The 11,431-nt window shown below is 71.3% G+C and carries 11 protein-coding genes; 7 read left to right on the forward strand and 4 right to left on the reverse strand.

The annotated features are described in order from the left end of the window. Nucleotides 1-33: 33 nt before the first annotated feature. Nucleotides 34-513 carry an NUDIX hydrolase gene (locus AZE13_RS00960; protein WP_066925543.1) on the reverse strand — a complete coding sequence of 160 codons (480 nt, stop codon included), beginning with the start codon at nucleotides 511-513 and terminating at the stop codon, nucleotides 34-36. Nucleotides 514-652: 139 nt separating this feature from the next. After that, nucleotides 653-1,621, reverse strand: a complete 969-nt coding sequence (locus AZE13_RS00965) for a helix-turn-helix domain-containing protein (RefSeq protein ID WP_079123571.1) — start codon at nucleotides 1,619-1,621, stop codon at nucleotides 653-655. 490 nt (nucleotides 1,622-2,111) lie between these two features. Here AZE13_RS00965 and AZE13_RS00970 point away from each other — a divergent pair, with 490 nt between their 5' ends. From AZE13_RS00970 to AZE13_RS39560, 3 genes are all read left to right on the forward strand, one after another. Then, on the forward strand, nucleotides 2,112-2,861 hold the full coding sequence (locus AZE13_RS00970) for a radical SAM protein (protein ID WP_258527520.1): 750 nt from the start codon (nucleotides 2,112-2,114) through the stop codon (nucleotides 2,859-2,861). Between the two features lie 106 nt (nucleotides 2,862-2,967). After that, nucleotides 2,968-3,369, forward strand: coding sequence for a hypothetical protein (locus AZE13_RS39555; protein ID WP_411293915.1), 402 nt, complete (start codon nucleotides 2,968-2,970; stop codon nucleotides 3,367-3,369). Next, nucleotides 3,366-3,869: a hypothetical protein gene (locus tag AZE13_RS39560; protein ID WP_411293916.1), complete on the forward strand. Its 504-nt coding sequence runs from the start codon at nucleotides 3,366-3,368 to the stop codon at nucleotides 3,867-3,869. The genes AZE13_RS39555 and AZE13_RS39560 overlap by 4 nt, the downstream gene beginning before the upstream one ends. 57 nt (nucleotides 3,870-3,926) lie before the next feature. On the opposite strand, the gene AZE13_RS00980 is transcribed toward AZE13_RS39560, so the two are convergent. Beyond that, nucleotides 3,927-5,030, reverse strand: a complete 1,104-nt coding sequence (locus AZE13_RS00980) for a citrate synthase 2 (RefSeq protein WP_066925547.1) — start codon at nucleotides 5,028-5,030, stop codon at nucleotides 3,927-3,929. A gap of 430 nt (nucleotides 5,031-5,460) precedes the next feature. On the opposite strand from AZE13_RS00980, the gene pdxH reads away from it, so the two are divergent. Then, nucleotides 5,461-6,228 carry a pyridoxamine 5'-phosphate oxidase gene (gene pdxH / locus AZE13_RS00985; RefSeq protein ID WP_258527562.1) on the forward strand — a complete coding sequence of 256 codons (768 nt, stop codon included), beginning with the start codon at nucleotides 5,461-5,463 and terminating at the stop codon, nucleotides 6,226-6,228. Between the two features lie 546 nt (nucleotides 6,229-6,774). Next, the gene (locus tag AZE13_RS00990; protein ID WP_398780098.1) at nucleotides 6,775-8,205 is read left to right on the forward strand and encodes a PAS domain-containing protein; all 1,431 of its coding nucleotides are present in this window, start codon (nucleotides 6,775-6,777) and stop codon (nucleotides 8,203-8,205) included. Nucleotides 8,206-8,280: 75 nt separating this feature from the next. Here AZE13_RS00990 and AZE13_RS00995 read toward each other — a convergent pair whose 3' ends face one another. Next, nucleotides 8,281-9,048, reverse strand: a complete 768-nt coding sequence (locus AZE13_RS00995; protein WP_066925550.1) for an SIS domain-containing protein — start codon at nucleotides 9,046-9,048, stop codon at nucleotides 8,281-8,283. Between the two features lie 220 nt (nucleotides 9,049-9,268). Between AZE13_RS00995 and AZE13_RS01000 the strand changes: the two genes are divergently transcribed. Together AZE13_RS01000 and AZE13_RS01005 are read left to right on the forward strand one after the other, a co-directional pair. After that, a complete protein-coding gene (locus tag AZE13_RS01000) occupies nucleotides 9,269-9,961 on the forward strand; it encodes a metal-dependent transcriptional regulator (RefSeq protein WP_066925553.1) in 693 nt (230 codons plus the stop codon). Between the two features lie 554 nt (nucleotides 9,962-10,515). After that, on the forward strand, nucleotides 10,516-11,391 hold the full coding sequence (locus AZE13_RS01005; protein WP_066925556.1) for an alpha/beta fold hydrolase: 876 nt from the start codon (nucleotides 10,516-10,518) through the stop codon (nucleotides 11,389-11,391). The last annotated feature ends 40 nt before the right edge of the window (nucleotides 11,392-11,431 follow it).

Raw genomic sequence — 11,431 nt, forward strand, 5'->3', positions numbered from 1 at the left:
CTACCCCAGATAGGCGTCACCCCAGATAGGGAGTCATCCCAGATAGGGAGTCGGCCGATCTTCCAGAAAGTGCTGGATCCGTAGCCGCTGGGTGTGATGCATGGGAAGCGCGCCCGGTTCGCTCAGTTCACCGGGCTCCACAAACCGGACCTCAGTGCTCTCGTCAGAGACCGCCGGCGAGCCGCCGACGATGCGCGCCCGGAAGCACACATTGAACTGCCGTCTCACCTCCCCGTCGCTGTACGCGATGATGTGGCGCGGGTCGGTGTACGTGCCGACCAGCCCCGTGATCTCCACGTCGTAGCCGGTCTCTTCCTTGACCTCCCGCACGGCTGTCCCCGGCAGCGAGTCGGTCATCTCCATCCCGCCGCCCGGCAGCGCCCAGAGGCCACTGTCCCGGCGGCGTTGCAGCAGAATTCGCCCTCCGCCGTCGGTCACGACCGCCGAGGCAGCGACGACGAGACTGTTCGGCTCGGGCGCGCCGGGATCGTCGTAGTACTCGGTGCGTGCCACTTTCTAGCCTTCCTGTGCGTCAGCACGATCACGGCCCCCACCGGGCGATGTTGGGGCCGCGCGGTCGGGCTGGCGGAGCGTTCAGACGCGGAGCCATCCGCCCTTGACGGCGGCGGCGAATAGCGTCATGGCTACATGTTCAGCGTGCCTCTACGGCCTGTCGCAGAGCTTCCCGGTGCTCCCAGCCCCACGGGGCGTTCTGAAGATCCTCCGGCAGCCCCGCCAGCCCGGCAGTGAGATGGTCGGCTGCCTGGTCGTAGCGCCCCAGCGCCAAGGTGGCCAGCCCCAAGTTCAGGCGATTGAACTCCGGCGTTAGCCAGTAGGCGGTGTCCGGCGGTGGCACACGGGCGGCCACGTCTGTCAGTCGTTCCGCATTCTCGACCATGCGGAGCGCGTGGTCGGTCTCGCCCAGCTCGGCCCACCCGGCCGCGGCCTGGAGGATGTCGCCCAGCCGCTGCGCGGGGTGAGCGCCTGGAGTGTCCGCCGCTGCTGTGAACCACCGGGCGATACCCTGGGGGTGGCCCTGCTGACGGGCGATGTACCCCTTGAAGTTCAGCGCCTGCGCAGCGAGCATGCCGTTTCCGATCTCGTCGGCCAGCTCCAGTGCGTCTCCCCGGAGATGCACGGCCTGGGCATCATCACGCACCTGCGCCAGCATCCATCCGCCGAACTGAACGAACTCCGATGCGACCTCCGCTAGTTGGTTCCGATGCGGTCCCCGGGCTTCCTTGAGTATGGAGGTGAGTTCGTTCATCTGGGCAAGCGTTGCAGGGAGAACCGACTCAGGCTTCACCACGTCGTCGAGGCGTCGGTAGGCGGTCAGCACACTCGCCAGAGCTTTCACGGTGCCCGAGTCCAAACGGGACGGTTTGGCGGCGGTACGGGCAACCCGCGAGGCGTCATCGGGGTTCAGTACGACTCCGGAGAGGGCGCCGCCGGCTCCGACGAGCGTGTCGAGGGCTCTCGCCAGCTTGGCCGATGGCTTCTGCTTCCCGTTCAGGACGCGGGAGAGGTACGCAAGGTCGTAGCTGACTGCGCGGGCAGCAGCGCTCATGGAGTAGCCGCTGTCCCGCAGGGCGCGGCGAGTGAGATCCGCGAAGTCACTCACAGTAAACCTCTAGGCGTTGACTGATGCCCTCTGCGTCGTCAAGTCCGGTCAACTCCCGCGTGAGCACCGGAATCTCCACGATAGCTGAGTGGAAGACCCCCGCGACGTTGTGGAGAGGCGAACGCCCAGGGGCGTGGCCACCGCTGTAGAGGATCGTCAACATGCGGAACCGTATCGCCCGTCCTGTCGAAGCGCTGTTGCTTCGGTTATTCCCGGCCGCGGGACGCCACCGGTCGGCGAGCTCACCACCTGCCGCGAGGTGCGGGGACGCGCCGATGCTGGCGTTTCCCCGCGTTCCTGTCAGGCATGCGGGGCCGCTGCGTGGGGAGGACTCGGCCTTGGTCCGCCCGTACGTCCTCACGCCTGAGGAACATCGGGAGCGGCGGCAGCGAGGGGCGCGGCGCGGGCGGCCGGGCCCGCAACCCGTGCGCCCTTTCCCGGGGAGGGGCGCACGGGGCACGCTCGGAATCGACGAAAGGAACCCGAGACCGTGACCGTGACGGACACGCGCCCCACCGGCCAAATCCGTTCTCTGGCACTGGAGATCACCGGCCAGTGTCAGAACACCTGCACCTCACACTGCTACGCCAAGTCCGGTCCGCACGGCAGCCACGGCACCATGCGCCGCGAGGACTGGTTCGCGCTCCTGGACCAGGCAGCCGGGCTTGGCGTGGCCATGGTCCAGTACATCGGCGGCGAACCCACCCTGCACCCTCACCTCCCGCAGCTCATCGACCGCGCACTGAGCCTCGGCATGCGTGTAGAAGTTTTCAGCAACCTCGTGCATGTACGCCCGTCGATGTGGCAGGCCTTCAACCGGCCCGGAGTGTCCCTGGCCACCTCGTACTACAGCAACGACGCGGCCGAGCATGAGCGGATCACCGGCGGGCGCGGCTCCTATGCCCGCACGAAGGCGAACATCGCCGAGCTGTGCGGCCGGTGCGGTGGCGACCGGGCCGCAATCAATCCGGACGGCATCGTGACCCCGTGCGTGATGTCCCGATGGCTGACGGCCGGAACCGTCCGGACTCACAGCCTGGCCGAGGTCCTCACCGGACCTGAGTGGGCTGACCGTATGGCCGTCATCCCTCGTCGCAGTGGCGGCTGTGTGCCGGACTCGTGCACGCCACGCGAGGACTCGTGCCAGCCCTCTCCGGGCATCGTGACGGCCTGCAACCCCGACAACGACAGTGCAGACTGCGCGCCGGCGGAGACCGAAGCCTGCGACCCCGCTTTCTGAGGAGGTGCCCGTCATGGATTGGGAGAGGCACGCCTGTCGCCTGGCGGCTGATACCGTCCGGCCCGAATCGCACTGGTACGGACCGCTGGCCGCTACCCCTCGACATGTGTTTGTGCCGCGCTGGTGGGTGAGCCACAGCGGCCTATGGACGCTGCGGGACGGACCGGCCGAACCCCAAGCGTGGATGCGCGCGGCCTACGGCAACCGCACGCTCGTCACGCGCGTGGGGCCTCTGCACGCCGACGACGCCGACCCCGGCACCGAGACCGTTGCCGGACTCCCCACCTCCTCCAGCACCCTGCCGGGTCTGGTCGTCACCATGTACCGGCACGCGGTGATCAGCGATGAGTCGGATGTGTTGGTGACCACCGGCTCCGGATATGGCACCGCGCTCGCCTGCCGGCGTCTGTGCGACAAGCGTGTGACGAGCATCGACGTGGACCCCGTCCTCGTGGAGAAAGCCGGCGGCCGGCTCGAATCGAGACCACCCTCGCGGACACGGGATTGATCGTCACAGCGGACAAGACTCCCGACGGCGGCGCCACGGGCCGGGTGGAGTGGGACCGCGCCGGTTTCATGCGCACCCGTGCCGGTGACGACTACCCCAACAGCCTCTCCGCGCAGTTCGAAGCGATCCACGACGCCGAGGGCGAGCGCATCACCACCGGCCGTTACCCGGTCCTCGACGTGCGCGAAGCCTGGGACGTCTGGTCGATGCTCTCTCTCACCACGCCCGGGATCGAACACCGCTATGCGGAAGGAGAGGACCGGCGGCGCACGGCATGGATGGTGCACGCCGACGGATCTTGGGCCCGCGCGGAGGGACGCTGGATCGACCCGCCCACCGTGCATCAGGGTGGACCCCGCCGCCTGTGGGACGAACTGGAGCGCATCCGGCACAGGCTCAATGCCGAGGGCGGGCTACCGGTATACGGCGCGCACGTCCGGATTGACCCGGACGGCACCACACGCCTCAAGCGCGGTGCCTGGTCTGTAGCTTTCGCCTGACCGCCGCGCCCGGCTCACGGCGGGCGCGGCGGTCAGGCGCAAGCGGTGAGCCGGCGGTCAGCTGCCGGTGAGGGAGTCGTAGCCGTCGATCTCGTGGGGGCTGCGTGCTGCCGGGCCCACGTAGCGGGCGGACGGGCGGACCAGGCGGCCCGTGCGCTTCTGCTCCAGAATGTGGGCGCTCCAGCCGGCCGTGCGGGCGCAGGTGAACATGGAGGTGAACATGTGTGCCGGGACCTCCGCGAAGTCCAGGACGATGGCCGCCCAGAATTCGACGTTGGTGGCGAGTACGCGGTCCGGGCGGCGGTTGTGCAGCTCCTCCAGCGCAGCCTTCTCCAGGGCCTCGGCGACCTCGAAGCGCGGGGCGGCCAGCTCCTTGGCGGTGCGGCGCAGCACCCGTGCCCGCGGGTCCTCGGCCCGGTAGACGCGGTGGCCGAAGCCCATCAGCCGCTCGCCCTGGTCCAGCGCCTTGCGGACGTAGGCGGCGGCGTCGCCGGTGCGCTCGATCTCCTCGATCATGCCGAGGACGCGGGACGGCGCGCCGCCGTGCAGGGGGCCGGACATGGCGCCCACCGCGCCGGAGAGCGCGGCGGCGACGTCGGCGCCCGTGGAGGCGATGACGCGGGCCGTGAAGGTGGAGGCGTTCATGCCGTGCTCGGCGGCCGAGGTCCAGTACGCGTCGACGGCCTTGACGTGCTTGGGGTCGGGCTCGCCGCGCCAGCGCTTCATGAAGCGCTCGACGACGGTCCCGGCCTTGTCGATCTCCTTCTGCGGGACCATCGGCAGGCCCTGTCCGCGTGCCGACTGGGCGACGTACGACAGCGCCATGACGGCGGCCCGGGCGAGGTTGTCGCGGGCGGTCTCCTCGTCGATGTCCAGCAGCGGTTTCAGGCCCCATACGGGGGCGAGCATGGCGAGCGCGGACTGGACGTCGACGCGGATGTCGCCGGAGTGGACGGGGATGGGGAACGGCTCGGCGGGCGGCAGGCCGGGGTTGAACGCTCCATCGACCAGCAGTCCCCAGACGTTCCCGAAGGACACGTGCCCGACGAGATCTTCGATGTCGACCCCGCGGTAGCGGAGCGCGCCGCCTTCCTTATCCGGTTCGGCGATCTCCGTCTCGAACGCGACGATTCCCTCGAGTCCGGGTACGAAGTCGGACATCAGGCGGCTCCTCAGAATGGGGACGGCAGCGGGTCCGTGACCGGCCGCCGTGCGGTCGAGTGGTGTGCGGTGCCGACGCGGTTACGCGGCTGCGCCGGGCAGCTCGCGGTCCGTGCCGGTCACCCCGGTGATGCCCCGCCAGGGCATGGGTCACGCGATGGGCCGTGCTCGCGGTGGGTCGGGCCGCGGGCGGCGGATGTGGTGGTGCGGTGCGGCGCTGTGCACCGCGGTACTCGGGCCGCGGACCGGACGGCACACGGTACCTGTCCCTGTCAGGACACCACAGTGGGTCGGCCATGATTCTGGCGGGTCCCTCCACCTGCGGGGAAGCGTGACATCCGGCACACCGGTCGATTTGCCGACGGGAGGGTTACACCAGGTCGACGGGGGGCAGGCTTTTGCGCCAACCCGGCTGACCGGGCCGGTGGTGATGTTGCAAGATGAGGCCGTGCACCCAGCCGACGCGCCCCATGCCGAGACCCCTGATCCCTCCACCATGCGCGCGCACTACCGCGCCGAGGGACTCGCCGAGTCCGACCTCGCGGCCAGCCCGTACGACCAGTTCGCGCGCTGGTTCAAGGACGCCACGGTGGCCGGTCTGCACGAGCCGAACGCCATGGTCGTCTCGACGGCGGACGCCGCCGGGCGGCCGAGCGCGCGGACCGTGCTCCTGAAGGGGTTCGACGACCGCGGTTTCGTGTTCTTCACCAACTACCACAGCCGCAAGGGCCGTGAGCTGGCCGAAAACCCTCATATCTCCCTGGTGTTCCCCTGGCATCCGCTCTCCCGCCAGGTCGTGGTGACCGGCACCGCGGAGCGCATCGGGCGGGACGAGACCGCGGCGTACTTCCGTACCCGTCCGCACGGGTCCCAGCTGGGCGCCTGGGCCAGTGAGCAGTCGGCGCCCCTGTCGTCGCGCGAGGAACTGGAGCGCGCCTACCAGGAATTGGCGGCCCGTTACCCGGAGGGCGAGCAGGTGCCGGCGCCGCCGCACTGGGGCGGTTACCGGGTCACCGCCGAGACGGTCGAGTTCTGGCAGGGGCGGCTGAACCGTCTGCACGACCGGCTGCGGTACGTCCGCCGGAGCGGCAGCGAGGCCGGGAGTGAGGGCGAGGGCAAGGCCGGGGGAGCGACTGAGGGAGCGCGCGAGGCCGAGGGCGGAGCGGTGACCTGGAGGGTGGAGCGGCTGGCGCCCTGAGGGGCAGGGGACGGGCGGCGGCGGGGCCGCGGAGACGCAGGCGCCCCGCACGCAGACGACCCGCGGGCTGGTTCCTCCGCGCTCGGTGGCGCGAAGGGCCGGTCGGACGAACCGGCAGCCCGCGGGTCGGGTGACTGCGTGGGATTGGCCGGCTGCGCATCTGCAGTATGCGCTGGTCCGGCGCTGCACTTCGGTGAGCGACGGGCCGCTAGCCCGCAGCCACCTCACATGTCCGGTGCGAAATCATCGGCCGAACCACCTCCCTTCTCGTGTGCGCCACACGTTAGAAAAGCCGTCCGGTGCCGCACAACCGAATTTTTCCGGGAGCTCCGGGACTCCGGGAGCAACGATTTCCGCGAATCGGGTGTGGGGTGGGTCACGTTCCAGTTGAATGTGGCCCGGGTGGAGCACGTACGGCCGCGTTCGTGAGGAGTGCCTGTGACTGCTTCGTCGCCTTCTTCCGGACTGTCCGGCTCTTCGGCACCGGCCCGCCGCACCGGCGACGAGGCCGACGACTCCGGACTCCTCGCCGCTCTCCTGGACGGTATGGACGCCGCCCTGATGGCCTTCGCCGCGGACGGCACGGTCACCCACTGGAACCACGAGGCCGAGCGCATCCTGGGCTGGACCCCCGCCGAGGCCGTCGGCCGTACGGGGCTGACCGGCTGGGCCGTCCGGAAGGAGGACGCCCACGGCATCGAGGCGGCGCTCGCGGCCGCGATGCGCTCCCCGGGCCGCCAGGTCCACGAGTTCGCCCTGCTGACCAAGGACGGCCACCGGGTGCTCGTCCGCACCCAGTCCTCCGCCGTCCGCGCCCCCGGAGGCCGCGTCGCGGGCGTGTACTGCGCCTTCAGCGAGGTGCACACCCAGCTGGACCTGGAGCGGTCGGTCGCGCTCAGCGAGGCGCTCTTCGAGGACGCCTCCTGGGGCGTGGTCCTGGTCGACGTGGACCTGCGCCCCGCCCTCGTCAACGCCCGTGCCGCCCACACCCTGGGCGTGGGCCGTACCGCCCTGCTGGGCTGTCCGCTGGGAGATCTGCTGGCGGAGGGGGCCGAGGAGCTGGAGTGCGTACTGCAGCACGTCCTCGCCGGGGGCGCGCCGCCGGCCGCCGCCGAGCTGTGGGTGACGCTGCGCTCCGAGGAGGCCGGGCCGTCGCGCCGGTGCTGGCGCAGCGGATTCGTCCGGCTGGCCTCGCCGCTCGCGGAGGAGCCGGTGCCGCTGGGCGTCGCCTGGCTCTTCCAGGACGTCACGGAGGCCAAGCGCGCCGAGCGGGAGGGCGCCCTGGTGCGCTTCCGGGCACATCAGCTCCACCGTGCCGGCCGGGCGGCCGCGGAGTGCCCGGATCCGGCCGAGGCCGCCGCCGTTCATCTGGACTTCGCCCTGGCGGGCTTCGCCGACCACGGTCTGGTCGACCTGGCGGCGAAGTCCGCGTCGGCGCCGTACGGGGCGATCGCGGGGGACGGCACGCACGGCGACGCGCACGGCGATGCGTACGGTGACGCGTACGGCGAGGGGGACGACGACGGGTGCGGGGCGGTCGAGGGGGAGAGCTCCGGCGCTGCCGGTACGGGGGTGACGGGCTGCGGCCTGGTACGGAAGCTGGCCTCACCGGTCGGCGTGCCCGGCCCCTCCGAGGCGTTCGCGGCGACCGGCCTCCCCGTGCCGTACGCGCCGGGCCATCCGGCCTTCCAGGCGTACCGGCGGCGCGGTCCGGTGCGCAGCAGCGCCGGGCTCGCCCCGGCCGAGGGCTGGGCGGCGGCCCGTAACTGGCCGGACGGAACCGTGCACGGCCTGTGTGTGGTGCTGCGCAGCCGCGGCCGGACGCTCGGTGTGCTGACCTTCCTGCGGTCGCCGGCGCGCCGGCCCTTCGACCGCGCGGACGCGGACTACGCGGAGGAGGTCGCGGCCCGGATCGCCGCGGCCCTGGATCTCGCGGGCGCGGCGCCGGCCGGGCGGCGCGGCCAGGCGCCGGGCTGACGGCTGTTCCGGCTTTCGGGCCGATGGGGGGCGCGCGGTGCGGTGTCACGGGGTTCGGTGTCACGTGGTGCGGCGTCACGTGCGGTAGAAGATCCGGTCCGCGTACTCGCGCATCACCTCGGCGTTCCAGTCGTGCCCGCCGTCGACGTTGCCGGAGCGCAGCAGCGGCGGTTCGATGCCCCGCTCGGCGAGCGTGCCGGCCGCCGTCGCCACCACCGCCTGCATGATCGCGCTGGTGATGACCGTGGAGGCGGGGCCGAACGGCGCGCCGATGCCCGGCAGCGTCAGCTCCGCGTCGCCGACCGGGATCCGGCTGTCCAGGACGAGATCGCAGTGGTCCTTGAGGTAGCTGCCCGAGGCGTGCCGGGACCCGGCGGCGTCCGCGTACGCGACCGAGGTGACGCCGATGACCTTGATGCCGAGGGCCCGGGCGGTCATCGCCATCTCGACGGGCAGCGCGTTGCGCCCGGACAGCGAGATGATCACCAGTACGTCGCCGGTCCGCAGCGGGCTGGTGTCCAGCACGGCGGCGGCCAGCCCGTCCACGCGCTCCAGCGCGCTGCCGAGCGTCGCGGGCCGTACGTCGACGCCGACCACGCCCGGGACGGAGAGCAGGTTCATGACCGCCAGGCCGCCGGCGCGGTAGACGGTGTCCTGGGCGGGGAGGGAGGAGTGCCCGGCACCGAAGGAGAAGACCCGGCCGCCAGCCGCGACGGTGTCCGCGATCAGCCGGCCGGCCGCGGTGATCCGGTCGCCCTCCTCGTCGCGGACCTGGCGCAGCAGGTCGATCGCGGCGTCGAAGTACGTCCCGGCCAGCCGGTCGCTCCGGTCGCTGTCAGCCATGGCCGCGGGCCCCTCTCGTCGGATCACGTCGGATGTCGTCGCGTCTGCTCAGTGGCGCGGATCACGTTGCGGTCTGGACCACTGCGCTGTCAATACGGCCGTCGGATGTCCACCGATCCGGCCGTCGGGGACGCGGTACTCGGGAGAGGGGCACCCGTTGTCAGTGGAATGCGTCAGAATTGATGGAGGGCCACCGCACCACAATCGAGGGGCAGCACGCATGTCCGGACTGATCGACACCACGGAGATGTATCTCCGCACCATCCTCGAGCTGGAAGAGGAGGGTGTGGTGCCCATGCGCGCGCGCATTGCGGAGCGGCTCGAACAGAGCGGCCCGACGGTGAGCCAGACGGTCGCGCGCATGGAACGAGACGGGCTCCTGACGGTCGCCGGCGACCGTCATCTGGAGCTGACGGAGGAAGGCCGGCGACTGGCCACGCGGGTGATGCGCAAGCACCGCCTCGCCGAGTGCCTGCTCGTCGACGTCATCGGGCTCGAATGGGAGCAGGTGCACGCCGAGGCGTGCCGCTGGGAGCATGTGATGAGCGAGGCGGTCGAGCGCCGCGTCCTTGAGCTGCTGCGGCACCCCACGGAGTCGCCGTACGGCAACCCCATTCCGGGGCTCGCGGAGCTGGGCGAGAAGTCCGAGGTCGACCCGTTCCTGGATGCCGGCATGGTCAGCCTGATGGAGCTGGACGCCGGCGCGGACGGCAAGACGGCCGTGGTGCGCCGCATCGGCGAGCCGATCCAGGCGGACGCCCAGCTGATGTACACGCTGCGGCGGGCCGGTGTGCAGCCGGGCGCCGTGGTGAGCGTGACGGAGTCGCCGGGTGGGGTGCTGGTCGGCAGCAGTGGCGAGGCCGCCGAGCTGGACTCCGAGATCGCCTCGCATGTGTTCGTCGCCAAGCGCTGACCACTGCCCGGCCCGCCGGTGGTAGTCCCTTCTCATGGGGCTACCGGGCGCGGCCCTTTGGCGCGTTCGCGCATGCGCCCTTTCCGCGCGCTGCCGTAGCGCTTCCCCGGGGCCCGCTGAGCTGCGCCGACGCGCCGCTGGGCGGGCCCGGCACGTGCTTGCCCGTTGAACGGACTTGTGCGAATCCGTGCGGTACGGCCGGTCTCGTGACACGCTGACGCATGGCCATGCGTCGGCCTGTCCTTGCCAGGGAGGGGGCTCGGATGCGTCCACGGACCGTGGTGACACTCAGGGCCCCGGCGCTGCGAGCAGCCGGGGCCCTGCCTCCCCATGTCCCCCGCCCCAGACCCGGAGCCCCGAGCTCTCAGGGTCTTCCCCCACAGGCCCCCTTCCCGGTAGGGCCCGCCTCCCGGCAGATGTCTCCCCGTGGTGAGCGTGGTCAATCCCTGAGCGAGGTCACTCGAACGAGGGGTGTTGCGTGCCAGAACGGTGCGTTCGAATAGAGGTTCGATAGTGTGGGTGTGCTCGTGGGACGATTGGGGGTGCCAGGACATATGGTGCGGCGCATCGATGTGACAGGGGCCGGCGGCGTGCGACTCGCTGCCTGGGAATTCACTGATCCGCCCAAGACCGGCGGCGGGCTGGAAGGGGGCGAGCAGCGGCCGGGTGTGCTGCTGCTCCACGGCCTGATGGGGCGCGCCGCGCACTGGGCGGACACCGCCCGTCGGCTGAGTCCCCGTCACCGCCCGGTCGCCCTGGACCAGCGCGGCCACGGCCGCAGCGAGAAGCCCGCGGACGGGCCGTACGACCGCGAGGCGTACGTCGAGGACGCCATAGCCGCCGTCGAGCAGCTCGGCCTCGCCCCGGTCGCTCTCGTCGGGCACGCCATGGGAGCCCTGACGGCGTGGCAGCTGGCGGCCCGGCGCCCGGATCTGGTCAGTGCGCTGGTCATCTGCGATATGCGAGCCTCCGCGCTGGGCGCGGCCTCGCAGCGCGAATGGACCGAGTGGTTCCGATCCTGGCCGGTGCCCTTCGCCACCCTCGCGGATGTCCGCAAGTGGTTCGGCGAGGACGACCCGGCGCTGGAGCGGCCCCGGCCGGCCCGCGGGGAGTTCTTCGCCGAGGTGATGGCCGAACGCGCCGACGGCTGGCGCCCGGTCTTCTCCCGCCGGCAGATGCTCACCGCCCGCGAGACCTGGGTTCATGACGCCCATTGGGAAGAGCTCGCCCAGGTGACCTGCCCGGCCCTGGTCATCCGGGGCCTCGATGCCGAACTGGGCCGCGCCGAGGCGCAGGAGATGGTCCGCGTCCTGCCGCGCGGCGCCTACGCCGAAATCCCCGACGCGGGCCATCTGCTCCCCTGGGAGCAGCCCGAGGAGTGGTGCGCGGCGGTCGAATCATTCCTCACCTGTTCGCTGCGCTTGGCCTGATTCCCACGTTGTCGGCCGTCCCGCCGCGGGTGTTTCTCGT

Source organism: Streptomyces sp. NBRC 110611, assembly GCF_001590865.1.
In the GTDB taxonomy this organism is placed as follows: Bacteria; Actinomycetota; Actinomycetes; order Streptomycetales; family Streptomycetaceae; genus Streptomyces.